Origin of the sequence: Allokutzneria multivorans, assembly GCF_039537405.1 — a bacterium.
Taxonomy (GTDB): domain Bacteria; phylum Actinomycetota; class Actinomycetes; order Mycobacteriales; family Pseudonocardiaceae; genus Allokutzneria; species Allokutzneria multivorans.
Genome location: NZ_BAABAL010000005.1, coordinates 1,166,720 through 1,185,736, shown reverse-complemented (window position 1 = coordinate 1,185,736; position 19,017 = coordinate 1,166,720). Strand labels below are relative to the sequence as shown.

Genomic DNA, 19,017 nt, shown 5'->3' with positions numbered 1-19,017 from the left:
GCCGGGGACGTGAAGTTCCCGTCAGCTCAGCCAGCCGCCGATGCGGTGCACCGCTTCGTGCACGTCCTCCAGCGAGCCCGCGAAGGACATCCGGATGAAGCGGTTGCCGTCAACCGGATCGAAGTCGATCCCGGGCACGACCGCCACTCCGGTCTCGGCGAGCAGCCGTTCGCAGAAGGACATCGAGTCCTGCGTCAGGTGCGAGACGTCGGCGTAGGCGTAGAAAGCGCCGTCGGCGGGCGCGACCTTGTCGATGCCGATCTTCGCCAGCCCGGCGAGCAGCTCGTCCCGGTTGCGGCGGTAGCGGGCGACGTGGCCGTCCGCCTCGGCGTAGCCCTCGTCGGTGAAGGCAGCGACACCCGCGTACTGGGCGAGCGCGGGCGGGCAGAGCGTGAAGTTGCCGGTGAGGCAGTCCACCGCGCGCAGCAACGGCCTCGGGAGCAGCATCCAGCCGAGCCGCCAGCCGGTCATCGAGAAGTACTTCGAGAAGGAGTTGACGATGATCGCGTCGCGGGAGGTCTGCCACGCGCAGCCGAGCGGGCGCTCGTAGCTGATGCCGTGGTAGATCTCGTCGCTGATCAGCCGAACCCCGTTGTCCTGGCACCACTGCGTGATCGCGGCCAGCTCCGCCGGGTCGAGCACGGTGCCGGTGGGGTTGGCCGGGCTGGCGACGATGAGCCCGCGCACCGGCTTGTCCAGTGCCTCCAACATCTCCACGGTCGGCTGGAAGCGGGTGCTCGCGTCGCACGGCAGGTCGACGACCTCGCAGCCGAGCGCGGACAGGATGTTGCGGTAGGCCGGGTAGCCCGGCCTGGCCAGCGCCACCCGGTCCCCCGCGTCGAAGGCGGCGAGGAAGGCGAGCAGGAAGGCTCCCGACGAGCCGGTCGTGATCACCACGTCCTGCGGCGCGACGTCCAGGTCGTAGCGGCGGCCGTAGTGCCCGGCGATCGCCGCGCGCAGCTCCGGGATGCCGAGCTGTTCGGTGTAGCCGAGGGTCTGCCGGTCCAGCGCCGCCGCTGCCGCCGCGCGCACCGGCTCCGGGGCGGGCGTCGCGGGCTGGCCCGCCGCGAGGGAGATGACGTCGCCGAACTCCCGTTGCCGCCGCGCCGCCGAGGAGAGGACCTCCATCACGTGGAACGGCGGGACGATGGCGCGCTGAGCGGCGGTGGCGAAGGACATGGGCGTCAGCGTGCCACGCGCCGGGCACTGCTCCATAGGAGTGGCGACGCAGTCCACATCAGACGGTCGGACTGAGCTGTTCCGGTGACGCCACCGCCCTCGCGTTTTAGATCTTCGGAGTGAAAGTAAGATCCCGGGCAACCCGCGTACCGGACGGGGCGTCTCCCTAGCGCCGACGCTCGCAGCACCGGCACCGAGCACCACTTTCCGCGAGGGGAACCACGTCATGTCCAGGGGCATCAGCCGGTCCGCTTACACCGTCCTCGGCGCCGGGATCTCGGCGGCCGTCCTGATGAGCTTCGTGCCGTCGGCCGGCGCGATCTCCAGCACCCTCGGCGCGATCGACGGCTCGGTCTTCTTCGACCGCAACGGCAACGGCCTGATCGACCGCAGCACCACCGGCGGCGAGGCCGGCGCCGACAAGGCCGAGGTCCGCCTCTACAACGCCAACGGCGACGTGGTCGCCGACGCGGTCGCCGACGCCAGCGGGAAGTTCCGCTTCACCGACCTGCGCCCCGGCACCTACAAGCTCGACGGCAGCCAGACCGGATTCGTCTCCACGACCGACGCCGAGCGCAAGGTCGAGGTGCGCAGCAGCCAGACCGAGTTCGTCCGCTTCGGCATCCGCGGCGGCAGCATCAGCGGCCTCGCGTGGGTGGACGAGAACGGCGACGGCATCCGCCAGGAGACCGAGAAGGCGCTGACCGCCTCGCGCGGCTTCATCCTGAGCGGCGCCACCGACCACTACGGCAGGTTCGCGCAGCGCACCGCCAAGGTCGACGAGAAGGGCGAGTACTCCTTCGAGGACCTGCCCTCCGGCCGCTACACCGTGCAGACCACCGCGCCCGAGGGCAGCACCGTCTCCAAGTCCGAGGCCGGTCCCGACGCCACCACCGACTCCGACTTCACCGGCAAGACCGCCACCGTGAAGTCCGAGAAGATCCAGCTCGCGCCCGGCGCGGGCATGGTCAGCCTCGACGCGGGCTTCACCCGCGCCGCCACCACCAACTGACCCTCAGCACGGCGAAAGGGGCGGCTCCCACCACGGGAGCCGCCCCTTTCCTTGTGTCAGCCCTCGGGTTCGATGAGCGCGGCCGTGTCGAAGGCGAGCGGGAAGGGCAGTTCCGTCTCGAACCGCTCGCCGGAGAACACCTTCACCAGCGGCCGGTACCGACCGTTGCGGAGCTGGAGCAGCTCCACCTCGATGTCTTCCCCGTCGATCTCCACCCACATGAAGAAGGGGACACCCGCCTCAGCGCACAACGCGGGCTTGTCGATGCGATCGCGCCGCCTGCTCGACGGTGACACCAACTCGATCGGCATCAGCAGACGCTCGACCGGAACCCAGGTCAACCCTTTGATCGGCTGCTTCAGCACGTTGATGTCCGGCTGAATCCACCGCTGCGGCCCGGGACCCAACGCGATGTTCAGCGTCGGGTACACCGGGCGGTTCGCTTCCTTGGCGGGGCTCCGCATCAGCGCCATGAGTTCGACAACGGCGTACCCGTTCGGACTCCCCTCGTACGGACTCATGATCAGATTCCCGTCCAGGCACTCGTACTTCACCAACGGAGTGCCGGGGATCGGCAGGTATCGCTCTGCCAACTCTGTGGTCCACATGCCCGCGAGATCGATCAACGGATCGAAATGCGGGTCATCAGGCGCGTACCGCGTGCTCGCGGGGTCGTACGGTTTGCCGACCAACTCAGCCACCACCCTCAACCACCTCCGGCCGCGACGTTATCGCCGGAGAGCACGCGAAATCAGTGCAGCACAGATTTGCCCCCTTGTCAGGGCGCCTGCGCGCCGCAGTTGATCACGCTCCGTCAGATTTGTCCTGCTCGGCGAGCGGGGTGCCGGTGGGCGTCTCATCCGTCGGGGTGTCCTGCTCCGCGGGGCGGCCTCGGCGCACGGACTCCAGCAGCATCTGCGCGACGTCGATGACCTGGACGCTCTCCTCGGCCTTGCCCTCGTTCTGCCGCTGGGTGAGGCCGTCGGTGAGCATCACGCGGCAGAACGGGCAGCCGGTCGCGATCTTGGTCGGCGCGGTGCCGAGCGCCTCGTCGACGCGGTCGACGTTGATGCGCTTGCCGATCCGCTCCTCCATCCACATCCGCGCACCGCCCGCGCCGCAGCACATGGAGCGGTCGCCGTGACGCGGCATCTCGCGCAGCTGCGCGCCGGTGGCACCGATCAGATCGCGCGGCGGCGAGTAGACCTTGTTGTGGCGCCCCAGGTAGCAGGGGTCGTGGTAGGTGACGTCCTCGGCGACGGGCGCGACGGGGACCAGGCGGCGCTCGCGGACGAGCTTGTTCAGCAGCTGCGTGTGGTGCACGACCTCGAACTGCCCGCCGAGCTGCGGGTACTCGTTGGCCAGGGTGTTGAAGCAGTGGGCGCAGGTCACGACGACCTTGCGCTGCTTGGCTTCCCGGCCCTCGAAGACGGAGTTGAGCACCTCGACGTTCTGCTGCGCGAGCATCTGGAAGAGGAACTCGTTGCCCGCGCGGCGAGCCGGGTCACCGGTGCAGGTCTCCTCGGAGCCGAGCACCACGTACTTCACGTCGGCCATGTGCAGCAGTTCGGCGACGGCCTGCGTGGTCTTCTTGGCGCGGTCCTCGAAGGCACCCGCGCAGCCGACCCAGAACAGGTACTCGGTCTCGTCGGCCAGTTCTCCGTCGAACACCGGGACCTCGAAGTCCAGCGCCTCGGTCCAGGCGAGCCGGTCCTTGGCGTTCTGGCCCCACGGGTTGCCCTTGTTCTCCAGGTTCTTGAACATCCCGCCCAGCTCGGTGGGGAAGTTCGACTCGATGAGCACCTGGTAGCGGCGCATGTCGACGATGTGGTCGACGTGCTCGATGTCCACCGGGCACTGCTCGACGCACGCGCCGCAGCTGGTGCAGGACCACAGCACCTCGGGGTCGATGACGCCCAACTCGTCGGGGCCGCCGATCAGCGGGCGCTCGGACTCCGCCAGCGCGAGCACGTTGATGTTGGCGAGGCGGGCCTCGGCGTCGTCGCCGGTGATGCCGACCTCGTCGCCGCCCATGTCCTTGCGGCCACCGGCGAGCAGGTAGGGAGCCTTGGCGTAGGCGTGCTCGCGGAGGCTGGTGATCAGCAGCTTCGGCGAGAGCGGCTTGCCGGTGTTCCACGCGGGGCACTGGGACTGGCACCGGCCGCACTCCGTGCAGGTGGTGAAGTCCAGCCAGCCCTTCCAGCCGAAGTCCTCGATCTTGCCGGCGCCGAAGACGTCCTTCTCCGGGTCGGCCTCCTCGAAGTCCAGCGGCTTGCCACCGCTCATCATCGGCTTGAGGGCGCCGAGCGCGACGCCGCCGTCGTCCTCGCGCTTGAAGTAGATGTTGAAGAACGCGGTGAACCGGTGCCAGGCGACGCCCATCGTCATGTTGCGCGCGATGACGATCGCCCAGGTGCCGGAGATGAAGACCTTCAGCGCCGCCACGATCGACACGGCGAGCAGGCTCGCGGGCAGCAGTGCGCCGAGGCCGTGCGAGATCGGCGCGGCCCACACCGGGTACGGCAGCAGCCCGTTGGCGGACTTGAAGGCGCGGATGCCGAAGATGCACAGGCCGACGCCGAGGATGACCGCCTCGACGAAGTAGGCCTGGCGGAAGTTGGAGCCGGAGAAGCGGGACTGGCGGTCGGCCCGGCGCGGGTGGTTGCGCTGCCGGATCGCGATCAGCACGAGGATGCCGACGACCGTGGTCAGGCCGATGAACTCGACGAACACGCCCCAGACGGTCCAGTGACCGAGGATCGGCAGCTCGAAGGTCGGGTCGAAGACCTCGCCGTGCGCCTCGACCAGCGTCAGCACCAGCGAGCCGAAGCCCACCATGACGAACCAGTGCGCGGCGCCGACCGTGCCCCACTTGAGCATCCTCGTGTGACCGAGGACCTCCTTGAGCATGTTCTTCAGCCGCGGCACCACGGGGCCGTTGCGTGTCGGGTCGGGTTGGCCGAGCCGAATCGTGCGCACCATGCGGATGACGGTCTGCGTCAACATCGTGACCCAGACCAGCGTCATCGCGACGCAGATCAGGCCCAACACGACGTGCAAGGCGCCCATGCAACGGCCTTCCTGTCCGGAATCCAACGTGCCGGGAGACTACGCCATATTACTGACCAGTAACCACAGGGAAGTGGCGGTAGTCGCACCGGCTTCGGAGATCAGCTCGCATCCTCGCAAACGCCGCGAACCCACACCGACTGAGCGCTCCCTAACCCGGACGTGAAAGAACGCCGGTGAGTGGCGCCCTGTGCCACTCACCGGCGTTCTACCGCCTTCCGCTCAGGTCATCAGACCTTGCGGCGGCGGAACTTCAGCATCAGCGCGCCACCCGCGACGAGGGCGACGAGACCGCCGACGATCATCTGCCACACGAAGTCGACACCGGTGTCGGCGAGGTCGCCGTTACCGCCGCCGCCACCCGGCTTGTTGTTGCCGGGCTGCGGCTGGGCCGCACCCTTCACCGTGTAGCGGACGCTGGTGACCTCGGAGTCGATCTTCTCGACCGTCTGCCGGGCACCGATCACGCGCTCGCCCACCGCCAGGTCGGCGGTCAGCGGCAGCGACCACTTGCCGTCGGCGGCCACGGTGGCCTCGCCGACCTTCTTGTTGTCGACGGTCACGGTGACCAGCGCCTTGGCGACACCGGTGCCCGCGACGGCGGGGCGGGCGTTGTCGCTGGTGGTGCCGGTCTTCGGCTCGGTGATCTGCGGGGCGACGGGGACCACGGTGAACTTCGAGGCGGTCTCCTTGGAGGAGGTGCCCTTCAGGGTCTGCTTCACCTTGACCTCGTGCGCGCCGAGCGCCAGGTCGGAGCTGACCTTGAGGGTCCACTCCGCCTTGTCGGTGCCGGTGACCTCGCCGAGGTCCTTGCCGTCGAGCTGGACGCTGACCTTGGCGCCGGGCTTGGCGAAACCGCCGAGCGTCGGCTTGGTCTCGGTGATCCTGGCGTCGGCCGCCGGGTCCTTGACCGTGGCCGGGCGCAGGTTCGGCTCGTCCGGGTCCAGGTGCGCGGCGATGCCGTCGCCGTTGGCGTCCTTGGTCTGGGTCGGGTTGGCCGACAGCTCGTCGACGTCCTTGACACCGTCGCCGTCCACGTCACCGGCGGTGGTGAGCACGGTCAGCTTGTTGTTGTTGAACTCCGGCAGCGTGAGGATGTCGGTCGCCAGGCTCTCGCCGAGGTTCTGGTAGGTCATGTTGCCGTTGTTGTCCGGCACCTTGATGCACTTGCCGTCCTCGAAGTACGCGCCGGTGCTCCAGCCGAGCGCGGCACCGCCCGCGACGATCGCGCCGCCGCTGTCGCCACCGGCGACGCAGGCACCGTGGAACTCGAAGCCGAGCTGGGCCTTGCCCTTCTCGGAGCCGTCACCGATGTACCAGAGCGAGCGCTCGTTGACGACCTTGCCGCAGGTCCAGCCCGTGGTGCGGCCCGACTTGCAGACGTTCATGCCGACGATGGCCTGGCTGACCGAGTCGACCTTGACGTTGCCGCCGTTGGCGCCCCAGGTGTAGACCTCGGGGACCGCGCGCACGGCCGGGTTGGTGACCCGGATGGTGGCGTAGTCGTTGCCCTTGCGCTCGTCGATCTGGCCGTTGCCGTTGTCGGCGGTGTCCCACACGGTGGTGGCGAAGGCGCCGATCTTGTCACCGAAGGTCGACTGGCCGCCCTGCTTGACCTCGACGAAGACCTCCTTGAGCGCCGGGGTGTGCATCAGCGCGCAGTGGCCTGCGGTCAGCGGGGTGAGCTTGCCGCTCTGGTCGACGGCGTTGAAGCCGATGGAGCACAGCCCGTAGCTCGGGTTCGCCCCGCCGCTGGAGCCGATGTAGCCGCTGCCGTTGAGCAGGTTGGCCGGGGCCTTCGGCTGGAGCTTGCCGTACTTCACGTCCTGGGAGACCTGCGGCTTCGGCATCTTGCCCTCGATGCGACGGCCGTCCTCGGAATCGGCCAGCACGATGTTGAGCTTGCCTGCCTTGACGTCGATGCTCGCGGAGAAGACCAGCTTGCGCTCGGCCTCCGGCAGCGACTTGACCCAGGCGGACAGCGCGTTGAGCGCGTCCTTGAGCTTGGCCTCGGTGGTCGGGCGCACGTGCGCCTCGGCACCGGCGGCGCGGGCCTTCTTCGCCGCGGCCTCGGAGGTCACCGCGATGTTGACCTTCTTGCTGGCCGGGTCGAACCAGACGCCGCCGAACTCGCGGCCGAGCTCCCTGCGCAGCTCGGCGCCGGTGGCGGCGGCCTTCTGCGCGGCCTTGGCGTCGTTGACGTAGGTGGTGGCGTCGGTCTTCAGGTCGCGCTGGATGGCGTCCTTCAGGCCGGGCGGGAGCTGGCGGACAGTCGCCTCGGTCGAGGCCGCGTCCGGCTCGGCGGCCGGGGCCACGCCGGCGCTGAACGCCACCGACAGGGCGACCAGACCGGTCACCGCCGCAGCGGCGACCAAGCCCCTGCGGAGTCTTCCCTCGGACAATTGATCTCCATTCCCCAGTGACATGCATGCCACCCGGGTCAGCTAGCTCAATCGGGTGACGGGCGGGACCTTAGACACACGGGGAGCGACTCCGTATCCACTTTGTGAAAGAAAGGGCGAGCTTTGTTATCCAGATTTCACCTGCTCAACGTGCCACTACTCCATTCGGACGCATACTTACGTCGTCCGTCGTACGGGTGATCATGATCAACAGAGTGTGACCGCCGTCGCCCCGGTCCCGGGAACCGCGCGGAGGCCCGGCGCGTTGACCCGGTCAGAAAGCTTGAGCGCGGATCACTCAACTTCGGTTTGACGAAGGAGCCGGGGAGAATCCAGACTTGAGCCAGGCGCGCTCAAGGCCCAACGGCGGGGCGCGCGACCACAGACACCGATTCACGGAGGAAACTGCAATGGCGCGAGCGGTCGGAATCGACCTCGGGACGACCAACTCCGTCGTCGCCGTCCTCGAAGGCGGCGAGGCCACTGTCGTCGCCAACTCGGAGGGCTCGCGCACGACGCCCTCCATCGTGGCCTTCGCCAAGAACGGCGAGGTGCTCACCGGACAGCCCGCCAAGAACCAGGCGGTCACCAACGTCGACCGGACCATCCGGTCCGTGAAGCGCCACATGGGCACCGACTGGAAGGTCGAGCTCGACGGCAAGAAGTACACCCCGCAGGAGATCAGTGCCCGCGTGCTGATGAAGCTCAAGCGCGACGCGGAGGCCTACCTCGGCGAGGAGATCACCGACGCGGTGATCACCGTCCCCGCCTACTTCGAGGACGCCCAGCGCCAGGCCACCAAGGAGGCCGGCCAGATCGCGGGCCTCAACGTCCTGCGCATCGTCAACGAGCCGACCTCCGCCGCGCTGGCCTACGGCCTGGACAAGGGCGAGAAGGAGCAGACCATCCTGGTCTTCGACCTCGGTGGTGGCACCTTCGACGTCTCGCTGCTGGAGCTCGGCGACGGCGTCGTCGAGGTCCGCGCGACCAGCGGTGACAACCACCTCGGCGGCGACGACTGGGACCAGCGCGTCGTCGACTGGCTGGCGGAGAAGTTCAAGGTCAGCAGCGGCATCGACCTGACCAAGGACAAGATGGCGATGCAGCGGATCCGCGAGGCCGCGGAGAAGGCGAAGATCGAGCTCTCCAGCTCCTCCACCGCCAGCATCAACCTGCCGTACATCACCGTCGACGCGGACAAGAACCCGCTGTTCCTGGACGAGACGCTGACCCGCGCCGAGTTCCAGCGGATCACCTCGGACCTGCTCGACCGCTGCCGCGCGCCGTTCAACAACGTGATCAAGGACGCCGGCATCCCGATCGGCAACATCGACCACGTCGTCCTGGTCGGCGGCTCCACCCGGATGCCCGCCGTCGCCGAGCTCGTCAAGGAGCTGACCGGTGGTCGCGAGCCGAACAAGGGCGTGAACCCGGACGAGGTCGTCGCCATCGGCGCCGCGCTGCAGGCCGGTGTCCTCAAGGGCGAGGTCAAGGACGTCCTGCTGCTCGACGTCACCCCGCTGAGCCTGGGCATCGAGACCAAGGGCGGCGTGATGACCAAGCTCATCGAGCGCAACACCACGATCCCGACCAAGCGCTCGGAGATCTTCTCCACCGCCGACGACAACCAGACCACGGTCGGCATCCAGGTCTACCAGGGCGAGCGCGAGATCGCGGCCTACAACAAGAAGCTCGGCACCTTCGACCTCGTCGGCCTGCCGTCGGCCCCGCGCGGCGTGCCGCAGATCGAGGTCACCTTCGACATCGACGCCAACGGCATCGTGCACGTGCAGGCCAAGGACCTTGCCACCGGCAAGGAGCAGGGCATGACCATCAGCGGCGGCTCCGCTCTCGGCAAGGACGAGATCGACCGCATGATGAAGGACGCCGAGGCGCACGCGGACGAGGACAAGAAGCGCCGCGAGGAGGCCGAGGTCCGCAACCAGGCCGAGACCCTGGTCTACCAGACCGAGAAGTTCCTCAAGGACAACGACGAGAAGGTCCCCGCCGAGGCCAAGGAGAAGGTCGGCGCGGCCATCTCCGGCGCGCAGGAGGCGCTGAAGGGCACCGACATCGCCGCCATCAAGGACGCGGTGGAGAAGCTCAACGCCGAGTCCCAGGCCCTCGGCCAGGCCATGTACGCCCAGGCCGCGCCCGAGGGTGCCGCCGGTGCGGGCGCGCAGGGCGCCGGTGCCGATGCCAAGGCCGACGACGTGGTGGACGCCGAGATCGTCGACGACGAGAAGGGCAAGAAGTGACGGCGGGGCACTCGGAGCACCAGGAGGGCGAGCCCCGCGTGGTGGTCCGCGACCGGCGCCGCGTCGACCCGGAGACCGGCGAGGTCCGCCCGCCCGCTCCCTCCGGCGAGGAGCCCGGCTCCGGCCCGGTGGCACAGGACGGCGGCAGGCACGCCGCCACCGAGGCGGCCGACGTCATCGACGCCGAGCAGGCCGCGCAGCCCTCGGTCTCCGTTGAGGAGGCCGAGGCGCTGCAGGCCCAGCTGGCCGAGCGCACCGCGGACCTCCAGCGGCTGAGCGCCGAGTACGCCAACTACCGCAAGCGCGTGGAGCGCGACCGGGAGGCGGTGATCGCGGGTGCGAAGGCACAGGTGGTCACCGACCTGCTCGGCGTGCTCGACGACCTGGAGCGGGCCGAGGCGCACGGCGACCTCACCGGCGCGTTCAAGTCGGTCGCCGACAAGCTCGGCGCGGCGCTCACCAAGGCCGGGCTTGAGCCCTTCGGCACGGAGAACGAGCCGTTCGACCCGTCGGTGCACGAGGCGGTCCAGCACAGCACCTCGCCCGAGGTCTCCGGACCGACGGTGACGCTGGTGATGCGGCGCGGCTACCGCTTCGGCGACCGCGTCGTGCGCCCGGCGCTGGTCGGCGTGACCGACCACGAGCCGGCCGCGCAGGTCGTCGAGCCGGACTCCGGCGACCGTGGCGAAGGCTGACCGAGGTTCGAGGGGAGGGGACGCCCGATGAGTGCGCGGGACTGGATCGAGAAGGACTTCTACGGCGAGTTGGGCGTCTCCTCGTCGGCGACGGCCGAGGAGATCAAGAAGTCGTACCGGAAGCTGGCGCGGGAGCTGCACCCCGACGCCAACCCCGGTGACGCGGCGGCCGAATCCAGGTTCAAGTCCGTCTCCGAGGCCTACGCCGTGCTCTCCGACCCGGAGAAGCGCAGGCAGTACGACGAGGCCCGCAGCCTCTTCGGCGGCGGGCGCGGCGGCTTCGACGGGTTCAGCGGCGGCAACACCGGCTTCGACTTCGGCAACATCTTCGGCGGAGGCGGCGGTGCCGGCGGCGGCCAGGGCGCCGGTGGGGGTGGCGGTTTCAGCGACCTCTTCGGCGGCCTGTTCGGCAAGCGCGGTGGCGGCGCGGGCTCGGCGAACCGGGCCCGGCGCGGCTCCGACGTCGAGGCCGAGGTGCGCATCGAGTTCGTCGACGCGGTCAAGGGCGCGACGGTGCTGCTGCGCCTGTCCAGCCCGACCACGTGCGGAACCTGCGGCGGCGACGGCGCGGCCCCCGGCACCTCGCCGAGGATCTGCCCGAGCTGCTCGGGTTCCGGTCTGGTCACCCGCAACCAGGGCGCGTTCGCCTTCAGCGAGCCGTGCCGGGACTGCCGGGGCAACGGCAAGATCATCGACACGCCGTGCGGCGAGTGCGGCGGGGACGGGATCAGCACGCGGACCCGCGCGCTGAACATCCGGATTCCCGCCGGGGTCGAGGACGGCCAGCAGATCCGGCTCTCCGGACAGGGCGAGCCCGGCCGCAACGGGGCCTCCGCCGGTGACCTCTACGTCCGGGTGCACGTCAGCCCGCACGAGGTGTTCGGCCGTTCCGGCAACGATCTGACGCTGAGCGTTCCGGTGACCTTCCCCGAGCTGGCGCTCGGGACCACACTGACCATCCCGACGCTGGACTCCTCCGTGACCGTGCGGGTGCCCTCGGGCACCGCGAGCGGCCGGGTGCTGCGGGTCCGGGGCCGGGGTGTGGTCCGCAAGGACGGGCAGGCGGGCGATCTGCTGATCACCTTGCAGGTGCACGTTCCGTCCACGGTGGACGACAAGGCACGCGCCGCGCTGGAGGCCTACGCCGAGGCGAGCGCGGGCGCCGACCCGAGGGCCGGCCTGAACGCGTTGCTGCAGGAGAAGAAGAAGGACCCAGGGGAGACGTGATGAACCCCAACCCCGGCCGGCAGGGCATCCCGGCGGCTCCCGGCACCGACGAGGACACCCCGGTGTTCGTCATCTCGGTGGCGGCGCAGCTCGCCGGGCTGCACGCGCAGACGCTGCGCACCTACGACCGGCTGGGGTTGGTCTCCCCCGGTCGCTCCTCAGGCGGCGGGCGCCGCTACTCCGCCCGCGACATCACCCTGCTGCGCCAGGTCCAGCGACTCTCGCAGGAGGAGGGCATCAGCCTCTCCGCGATCAAGCGCATCATCGACCTCGAACAGCACGTGGACGCCTTGGGCGCCAAGGTCTCCGAGCTCACCGAACGCCTCGCCGACGCGCATGAGCAACTGGCCGCGGCCCACGCCGCAGCCGAGAGCGCGGCCGCCGCGGTGCACGCCTCCTACCGCCGCGACCTCGTGCCGGTGAAGCCCCAGTCCACCGCGCTCGTCATCTGGCGCCCCCGCCCCCGCCGCTGACCGGTCCACGGGCCTTCACGCGGAGTCGATCACTGCGCCGAATGGGGCAAAAGGCCTAGGGTGATGCGACGTTCGGCCCAGCGGAATGGGAAAGTGTGCCTCCCCGACACGCTCTCCTTCCCCGAGGAGCCCCATGCATCGCCGTGCAGGCCAGGTTCTCCTGGCCGTACTCGTGCTGCTCGCGAGCGCCGTTCCCGCGCTCGCGGAGCCCAGCCCGGTGCGGCCGCTCGAACAGACGCACGCGACCTACCCCAGGGCGATCCGCCTCCAGCACTCCGGCCCGTTCAACGGCCGCGTCATCGCCACCACCACGACCTACACCAACGGCGCCGGGATCGGTTCGATCTACGAGAGCCGCGATGACGGCAAGAGCTTCCGCAAGATCGGCGCGATCAAGGATCCCCTTGCGGCGCACGGGTTGTGCTGCACGCACCTGTACGAGCTGCCGCAGAAGGTCGGCAAGCTGGCCAAGGGCACGCTGCTGTGGGCGGGCAGCGTCGGCCAGGACGAGCGGAACATGTCGCTGCGGGTCTGGCAGAGCCGCGACCGCGGGCGCACCTGGTCGCAGCTGACCTCCTGCTACGACTCCCCGAACGGGCAGGGCCTGTGGGAGCCGGAGCTGTTCGTCGACCGGCAGGGGCGGCTGGTCTGCCAGTTCGCCGACGAGACGGAGAAACCGCGCTTCGACCAGCTGATCGCGCAGCGGGTGTCGGTCGACGGCGTCACGTGGGGCCCCAAGACGCACGTGGTGACGAGCGGGAACCGTTGGCACCGACCGGGAATGCCGAACGTTCGGCGCCTGGGCAACGGCGGCTTCTTCATGACCTACGAGATCTGCGCGCAGTTCGGCAAGTACTTCTGCGCGGTCTACCACCGCAGCTCCGAGGACGGCGTGAACTGGGGCGACCCGTTCAACTTCGGCACGCTGGTGGAGAGCACGCACGGGCGGTACTTCACGCACACGCCGACGATCGCGCTCACGCCGCAGGGCAGGCTGCTGCTGATCGGCCAGATCCTGCAGAACGCGGACGGCTCGGTCGCCCCGGGCAACGGGCGGACGCTGTTCGTCAACGACACCAACGGGAACGGCCGGTGGACCGAGGGCGTCGCCCCGGTTCCGGTTCCCGGCGCGCGGGACAACTACTGCCCGAACTACAGCCCGACGCTCGTGCCCTCGCTGGACGGCAAGCGGGTGCTGGAGATCTCCACCGACTACGTCGCGGACCAGAGCTGCCGGGCGTTCTTCGCCACCGGCCCGCTACCGGCCTGAGGCGGTGCGTGGCGGACCCGGGCGGGTCCGCCACGCACTCAGTCGAGGGTGAACGGGTCGTACTTGATCCGGTCGAGCGGTGTTCCCGCGACGAGCATCCTGGAGACGGTCGCGCGGATCATCGCGGGCGAACCGCAGACCAGCACGTCGCGGTCGTTCCACGAGCCGTAGCGGGTGACGACGTCGGCGAGCGAGCCGTGTTCGACGCCGCGCGCACCGGGGTCGGCCTCCAGCGCGGGCACCACGGTCAGCCACGGGTTGGCCATGGCCAACCGCTGGAGGTTCTCCAGGTCGTACAGGTCGGCGCGGGTGCGGCCGCCGACGAACAGGTTGACCCTCGGGTTCTCGCCCCACTGGGCCATGTCGTCGACCATCGCGCGCATCGGCGCGACACCGGTCCCGCCCGCGACCATCAGCACGTCGCGGCCGCTGGTGCGGTCGACGCCCATCCGGCCCATCGGCGGACCGATCCGCCAGACGTCGCCGATCTGGGCGTGCCCGACGATCGCGCGGCTGACCCAGCCACCCTCGACCGAGCGGACGTGGAACTCCATCATCCCGTCCTCGCGCGGGCCGTTGGCGGGCGAGAGGTAGCGCCACAGGCGGGGGCGCTGCGGGGTCTCGACGCTGACGTACTGGCCGGCGCGGTAGGGGATCGGGTACTCGGTCTGCACGCGCACGACCGCGAGGTCCCAGCTCAGCCGCTGGTGACCGACGACCTGGCCGTTCCACCAGGCAGGGCTCTCATCGGCGTTGGCCGCCTCCTGCATGGTGCGGGCCATGATCGTGTAGGCCTCGGCCCACGCGCGTTCGACGTCCGAGGTCCACGCGTCGCCCGCGTACTTGCGCACGGAGGACAACAGCGCGGTGCCGACAGCCTCGTAGTGGCTGGCCACGACACCGAACTTGCGGTGGTCGCGGCCGAGCTGCCGCAGGAAGGGGACAAGGTCATCGGGGCGGTCCACCATCTGAACGACGTGGACCAGCGCACGCAGCAGTCGGCTGCGTTGCACCTCCATGTTCGCCGGGAACAGCTCGCGAGTGGCCGGTGCGAGGCTGAAAAGCATCCCGTAGAAGAACCTGGCGACATCCTCGGCCACCGGCTCGACGACCGCGAAGCTCTCCCTGATCATCCGCACCATGGCGGAGACCTGGGCAGGGGGCTGGCGGTTAGGTTGCGAGGGTGGCACTGGCATAAGCACGGCGTTCGCGGTCATGGTCCGGGCGCGTCTTCTCCACGTTGTACGGCGTACCGCCTTGGCACACCATTGGTCGATGAGCGTCCCCCGACAGGGTGGACACTAACTCTTCATCCAGCCCAGTGGCCCCTTGATGCCACCTTCGAGTGCAATTTGCTTACTGCGTGTGTACAGACTTCCGGCCAACGGGCGAACCTCCCACCTGCATGTGCGTGGACCCACCTGATCGTGACACCGTGGCGCGGTGATCCCCGACTCCCCCGTCCCGACCGGCACCGCCGGTCCTGACCTACTGCTACTGGAGCTGGCCGAGACACCGCCACGTCCCCCGACCGTGCCGGTGACCCGTCCAGTCGATCACGAGCGGCAGCGGACTCCCGGTGCGTCGAGCGCGGTTCCGCTCCCCCATTCTCCCGTGCGACGGGGTGTTCCAGAAAGCCCTTCCGGCGCACCTGTTCGCCCCACCTCCGACCAACCGACCCAACTGCTCCGGCGGCCGGTGCCCGCCGAGGCGCCGACCAGGCTGATCGCCCTCCCGCCGGAGGACCCGCACGCCGATCCCGGCGACCGGTTGCCCGGCTCGCGCGGCGAACACCTGCTGCAGAACGTGTACGGCACCCACAAGCGGGCCGAGCGCTTCTACAACGACCAGGTGCTCGACCACCTCAACGAGAAGATGGTCGAGTTCGTCGGCCGGATGGAGATGCTGTTCGTCTCCACCGCCGACAACAAGGGCGAGTGCGACGCCTCGCTGCGCGCCGGGCCGCCCGGATTCGTCCGCGCGCTCGACTCCGGCCACCTCGCGTACCCCGAGTACCGGGGCAACGGCGTGATGGCCAGCCTCGGCAACATCAGCGAGAACCCGCACGTGGGCATCCTGATGATCGACTTCGCCGAGGACGTGATCGGCCTGCACGTCAACGGGCACGCCAGGATCGTGGAGGACGCCGACCTGCGCGCCGAGCACTCCGATCTACCGACGGACTTCGAGAAGGGCCGCACGCCCGAGCGCTGGGTGGTGGTGCAGGTCGAGGAGGCCTACATCCACTGCCGCAAGCACATCCCGCGCATGGTGCCGGTCGGTCGCGACCGCCCGTGGGGAACCGACGACGCCAAGCGCAAGGGCGGCGACTACTTCGGCGCGAAGGAGCTGCCCAAGTCCTGGCAACCCACCCAGGCGGGCCACCGCGACTGACCCACCCCGCCCAGACGCACGCCAATGCCGCGTTCGGTCCGTTGAAGTAGCTGAATGACTCATTGAGGTACTTGAGCGCCCTCAATGACTCATTCAGCACGCTCAACCACATGAACGAGTCATTGGCGCGCGTGGCGGGGAGCCCTGAACGACCCGATTGGTGCGTTGAGGGCGCTGAACGGGTCGTTTGGTGCGTCAGGAGCCCTGAACGGGTCGTTTGGTGCGCTCAAGTACCTGAAGGGGTCGTTCAGGGCTCTGCGGGGTGTGCCACCCGGATGGTCACGGGGATCGAACAGGGGTGTGGCCTAGGTTTCCCTTTTGGGCGGTTCGAGGGAAGACCAGGGGACGATGAGCGACGAGGACACGGCGCACTCGCACCGGCGCGCGGCCGGGGACGCGGTGGAGCGCGAGCTGTCGGTGCTGTTCCGGCGCGCGCGGAGCCTGTCGCTGACACTGGCCGCCCGGCTGCACCCGGACCTGGACGCCGCCGCGTACGGGCTGCTGGTCTTCATCGCCGACAGCGAACCGGTGCGCGCCGCCGAGCTGGCCGAGCGCTTCGGGCTGGACAAGTCGACGGTGAGCAGGCAGCTCGCGCAGCTGGAGTCGCTGGAGCTGATCGAGCGCGTCGCCGATCCCACCGACGGCAGGGCGCGGCTGGTGCAGCTGACCGAGAGCGGCAGGCAGCGGCTGGTCGCGGTGCGCTCCGAGCGCAGGCAGCGGTTCTGGCAGAACTTCGCCGACTGGGAGACCGACGACATCCGCGCGCTCGCCGACCTGCTCGGCAAGCTCAACGAGGACCTCTAAGCCCCCACAAAAGGTTGCTGAGCACAACTAACTCCCTTATAGTTGTATTGTGCAACCATGAGGGAGGCAGCCGTGGCACCCACCACCGAGACCTGCGTCGAACTCATCCAGCAGGTCCGCGAACTCGTCCAGCTCCGGCACGCGGTGGCGCACCGCCAGGTCGAGCAGGGCGAACCCAGCCTCGCGTTGATCAGCCTGCTCTCCGAGTTCGAGCGGCGCGGCGAGTGCGCGGGCGGCACGCTCGCCCAGGAACGCGCCGTCGACCCGTCCGTGGTCAGCAGGCAGATCGCCCAGCTGGAGCGCGCGGGCCTGGTGAGCCGCCGCCCCGCGCCGGGCGACGGGCGCGTGCACCTGATCAGCGCGACCGCCAAGGGCATCGAGGTGCTCGACGGGTGGCGACGACGGCAGACGGAATGGCTCCGCCGAGCGCTCGACAGCTGGCCGGATGACGATGTGCACCGGGTCAGCTCACTGATCGAGGCCATGGCGCGCGCCGTCCGCGAAGCGCTCGAACCGACAACTCCGACCGGAGCCACCCGATGAACGAAACACCCATGTCGCACCGCGAAGTCCTGCGGGCGATGACGGGGTTGTTGCTGGCGCTGCTGGTGGCGATCCTCAGCTCGACCATCGTGGCCAACGCCCTGCCGACGATCCTCGCCGACCTGAAGGGCACGCAGAGCCAGTACACCTGGGTCGTCACCGCCACCCTGCTCGCCTCGACCGCGACCACGCCGCTCTGGGGCAAGCTCGCCGACCTGTTCAGCAAGAAGCTGCTCTACCAGGTGGCGATCGGCCTGTTCACCTTCGGCTCGGTGCTCTGCGGGCTGGCCCAGTCGATGCCGGAGCTGATCGCCTACCGCGCTGTGCAGGGCCTCGGGCTCGGCGGCGTGCAGGCGCTGGCCCAGGTGGTCATCGCGGCGATGGTCAGCCCGCGCGAGCGCGGTCGCTACAGCGGCTACACCGGTTCGGTGCTGGCCGTCGCCACCGTCGCGGGGCCACTGGCAGGCGGGTTCATCGTGGACACCGACTGGCTCGGCTGGCGCTGGTGCTTCTTCGTGGTGGTGCCGCTGGCGCTGCTCGCGATGTACGTGATCGGCAGGACGCTGCACCTGCCCGTGCTGCGCCGCGAGGTCAGCATCGACTGGGCGGGCGCAACGCTGATCACCGGCGGCGTGAGCCTGCTGCTGATCTGGATCTCCTTGGTGGGCAAGAACTTCCCGTGGCTGTCCTGGCAGAGCGCCGCGTTCGTGCTCGGCTCGGTCGTGGTCCTCGGGGCCGCGCTGGTGGTGGAGCGCAGGGTGCGCGAGCCGATCATCCCGCTGCGCCTGTTCCGCAACCGCACGCTCGTGCTCGGCGTGCTGGCGAGCATCGCGGTCGGCACCGGGATGTTCGGCGCGTCGGTCTTCCTCGGCCAGTACTTCCAGCTCGCGCGCGGGTTCTCGCCGACGATCTCCGGTCTGCTCACGCTGCCGCTGATCTTCGGACTGCTCGTCTCGTCGACGCTGTCCGGGCAGATGATCACGCGCACCGGGCGGTGGAAGGGCTTCCTGGTCTCGGGCGCGGTGCTGATGGTGCTCGGCCTGGCGCTGATGTCGGGCGTGGACCACGGCACCTCGCTCTGGCTGCTCGGCGGCTACCAGCTGCTGCTCGGGCTCGGCCTCGGGTTGAGCACGCAGAACCTGGTGCTGGCGGTGCAGAACTCCACCGACGTCCGAGATCTCGGCGCGGCCAGCTCGACGGTGACCTTCTTCCGCTCGCTCGGCGGCACGGCCGGGGTGTCGGTGCTCGGCGCGGTGCTGGCGGCCCAGGTCTCCGGGCTCGTCACCGAGAAGCTGCACGGTGCGACCGGGGGCGGCGGTTCACTGGACCTCGCCCACCTGCCCGAACCCGTGCGCACCGTGGTCCGCGACGCCTACGGGGACGCCACCGGAGTGCTGTTCCTGATCGCTGCGGTGATCTCACTGGTCACACTGGCCTCGGTGTTGTTGATCAAGGAGGTACCGCTGCGCGGTTCATCCACAGCCCCTGAGGACAACCCTGTGGACAACGAACTGGGGATTGGGGATAACTCCACCCAACCTGTGGGTACTGGTGTGAAGCATGTGAGTGATGTGGCGCTACCTGGGGGTAAGCCGGGCCAACGTGTGGAGCAGCGCGACGGATCTGTGGATTCTCCTGTGGACAGCTGGGAACCATCCACAGGCCACAGATGACGTGACTCGCGGGGTGAC

The 19,017-nt window shown here is 69.3% G+C and carries 15 protein-coding genes; 10 read left to right on the top strand and 5 right to left on the bottom strand.

The features are described from left to right. Positions 1-21 precede the first annotated feature (21 nt). On the bottom strand, positions 22-1,179 hold the full coding sequence (locus tag ABD798_RS09640) for a pyridoxal phosphate-dependent aminotransferase (protein ID WP_344872811.1): 1,158 nt from the start codon (positions 1,177-1,179) through the stop codon (positions 22-24). Between the two features lie 226 nt (positions 1,180-1,405). Here ABD798_RS09640 and ABD798_RS09635 point away from each other — a divergent pair, with 226 nt between their 5' ends. After that, positions 1,406-2,191 (top strand): SdrD B-like domain-containing protein, encoded by a 786-nt coding sequence (locus ABD798_RS09635; RefSeq protein WP_344872810.1) that lies wholly within the window; start codon positions 1,406-1,408, stop codon positions 2,189-2,191. A 56-nt stretch (positions 2,192-2,247) separates the two neighbouring features. Here the strand turns inward: ABD798_RS09635 and ABD798_RS09630 are convergent, their stop codons facing one another. The 3 genes from ABD798_RS09630 to ABD798_RS09620 form a co-directional block, all read right to left on the bottom strand. After that, positions 2,248-2,892 (bottom strand): Uma2 family endonuclease, encoded by a 645-nt coding sequence (locus tag ABD798_RS09630; protein ID WP_344872808.1) that lies wholly within the window; start codon positions 2,890-2,892, stop codon positions 2,248-2,250. 103 nt (positions 2,893-2,995) lie between these two features. Next, the gene (locus tag ABD798_RS09625; RefSeq protein ID WP_344872806.1) at positions 2,996-5,260 is read right to left on the bottom strand and encodes a (Fe-S)-binding protein; all 2,265 of its coding nucleotides are present in this window, start codon (positions 5,258-5,260) and stop codon (positions 2,996-2,998) included. A gap of 230 nt (positions 5,261-5,490) precedes the next feature. Next, complete coding sequence (locus tag ABD798_RS09620; protein ID WP_344872804.1) at positions 5,491-7,662, bottom strand: LPXTG cell wall anchor domain-containing protein; 2,172 nt, start codon at positions 7,660-7,662, stop codon at positions 5,491-5,493. Positions 7,663-8,072: 410 nt separating this feature from the next. Between ABD798_RS09620 and dnaK the strand changes: the two genes are divergently transcribed. The 5 genes from dnaK to ABD798_RS09595 all read left to right on the top strand — a co-directional run bounded on the left by dnaK (position 8,073) and on the right by ABD798_RS09595 (position 13,585). Next, a complete protein-coding gene (gene dnaK / locus ABD798_RS09615; protein WP_344872802.1) occupies positions 8,073-9,920 on the top strand; it encodes a molecular chaperone DnaK in 1,848 nt (615 codons plus the stop codon). Then, positions 9,917-10,615 (top strand): nucleotide exchange factor GrpE, encoded by a 699-nt coding sequence (gene grpE / locus ABD798_RS09610; protein ID WP_344872800.1) that lies wholly within the window; start codon positions 9,917-9,919, stop codon positions 10,613-10,615. The genes dnaK and grpE overlap by 4 nt, the downstream gene beginning before the upstream one ends. Before the next feature lie 27 nt (positions 10,616-10,642). Next, positions 10,643-11,842 carry a molecular chaperone DnaJ gene (gene dnaJ, locus ABD798_RS09605; protein WP_344872798.1) on the top strand — a complete coding sequence of 400 codons (1,200 nt, stop codon included), beginning with the start codon at positions 10,643-10,645 and terminating at the stop codon, positions 11,840-11,842. After that, positions 11,842-12,315: a heat shock protein transcriptional repressor HspR gene (locus tag ABD798_RS09600; protein WP_344872796.1), complete on the top strand. Its 474-nt coding sequence runs from the start codon at positions 11,842-11,844 to the stop codon at positions 12,313-12,315. Before dnaJ ends, ABD798_RS09600 begins: the two co-directional genes overlap by 1 nt. A gap of 133 nt (positions 12,316-12,448) precedes the next feature. Next, on the top strand, positions 12,449-13,585 hold the full coding sequence (locus ABD798_RS09595; RefSeq protein ID WP_344872794.1) for a sialidase family protein: 1,137 nt from the start codon (positions 12,449-12,451) through the stop codon (positions 13,583-13,585). A gap of 38 nt (positions 13,586-13,623) precedes the next feature. Here ABD798_RS09595 and ABD798_RS09590 read toward each other — a convergent pair whose 3' ends face one another. Next, entirely contained in the window at positions 13,624-14,727 is a 1,104-nt protein-coding gene (locus ABD798_RS09590) for an FAD-binding oxidoreductase (protein ID WP_344872792.1), read from the bottom strand. Between the two features lie 556 nt (positions 14,728-15,283). Between ABD798_RS09590 and ABD798_RS09585 the strand changes: the two genes are divergently transcribed. The 4 genes from ABD798_RS09585 (at position 15,284) to ABD798_RS09570 (ending at position 18,999) form a co-directional block, all read left to right on the top strand. Continuing rightward, positions 15,284-15,979, top strand: coding sequence for a pyridoxamine 5'-phosphate oxidase family protein (locus ABD798_RS09585; protein WP_344872790.1), 696 nt, complete (start codon positions 15,284-15,286; stop codon positions 15,977-15,979). 348 nt (positions 15,980-16,327) lie between these two features. After that, entirely contained in the window at positions 16,328-16,783 is a 456-nt protein-coding gene (locus ABD798_RS09580; protein WP_344872788.1) for a MarR family winged helix-turn-helix transcriptional regulator, read from the top strand. 57 nt (positions 16,784-16,840) lie between these two features. Further along, positions 16,841-17,326, top strand: coding sequence for a MarR family winged helix-turn-helix transcriptional regulator (locus tag ABD798_RS09575; protein WP_344872786.1), 486 nt, complete (start codon positions 16,841-16,843; stop codon positions 17,324-17,326). After that, positions 17,323-18,999 carry an MDR family MFS transporter gene (locus tag ABD798_RS09570; RefSeq protein ID WP_344872784.1) on the top strand — a complete coding sequence of 559 codons (1,677 nt, stop codon included), beginning with the start codon at positions 17,323-17,325 and terminating at the stop codon, positions 18,997-18,999. The genes ABD798_RS09575 and ABD798_RS09570 overlap by 4 nt, the downstream gene beginning before the upstream one ends. Positions 19,000-19,017: the final 18 nt, after the last annotated feature.

Bases quoted from the DNA above. Each gene is read 5' to 3' on its own strand.
- dnaJ (WP_344872798.1), top strand. From the start codon at position 10,643: ATGAGTGCGCGGGACTGGATCGAGAAGGACTTCTACGGCGAGTTGGGC.
- ABD798_RS09590 (WP_344872792.1), bottom strand. From the start codon at position 14,727: ATGGTGCGGATGATCAGGGAGAGCTTCGCGGTCGTCGAGCCGGTGGCC.
- ABD798_RS09640 (WP_344872811.1), bottom strand. From the start codon at position 1,179: ATGTCCTTCGCCACCGCCGCTCAGCGCGCCATCGTCCCGCCGTTCCAC.
- ABD798_RS09625 (WP_344872806.1), bottom strand. From the start codon at position 5,260: ATGGGCGCCTTGCACGTCGTGTTGGGCCTGATCTGCGTCGCGATGACG.
- ABD798_RS09570 (WP_344872784.1), top strand. From the start codon at position 17,323: ATGAACGAAACACCCATGTCGCACCGCGAAGTCCTGCGGGCGATGACG.
- dnaK (WP_344872802.1), top strand. From the start codon at position 8,073: ATGGCGCGAGCGGTCGGAATCGACCTCGGGACGACCAACTCCGTCGTC.
- ABD798_RS09575 (WP_344872786.1), top strand. From the start codon at position 16,841: ATGAGGGAGGCAGCCGTGGCACCCACCACCGAGACCTGCGTCGAACTC.
- ABD798_RS09595 (WP_344872794.1), top strand. From the start codon at position 12,449: ATGCATCGCCGTGCAGGCCAGGTTCTCCTGGCCGTACTCGTGCTGCTC.
- ABD798_RS09635 (WP_344872810.1), top strand. From the start codon at position 1,406: ATGTCCAGGGGCATCAGCCGGTCCGCTTACACCGTCCTCGGCGCCGGG.
- ABD798_RS09580 (WP_344872788.1), top strand. From the start codon at position 16,328: ATGAGCGACGAGGACACGGCGCACTCGCACCGGCGCGCGGCCGGGGAC.
- ABD798_RS09600 (WP_344872796.1), top strand. From the start codon at position 11,842: ATGAACCCCAACCCCGGCCGGCAGGGCATCCCGGCGGCTCCCGGCACC.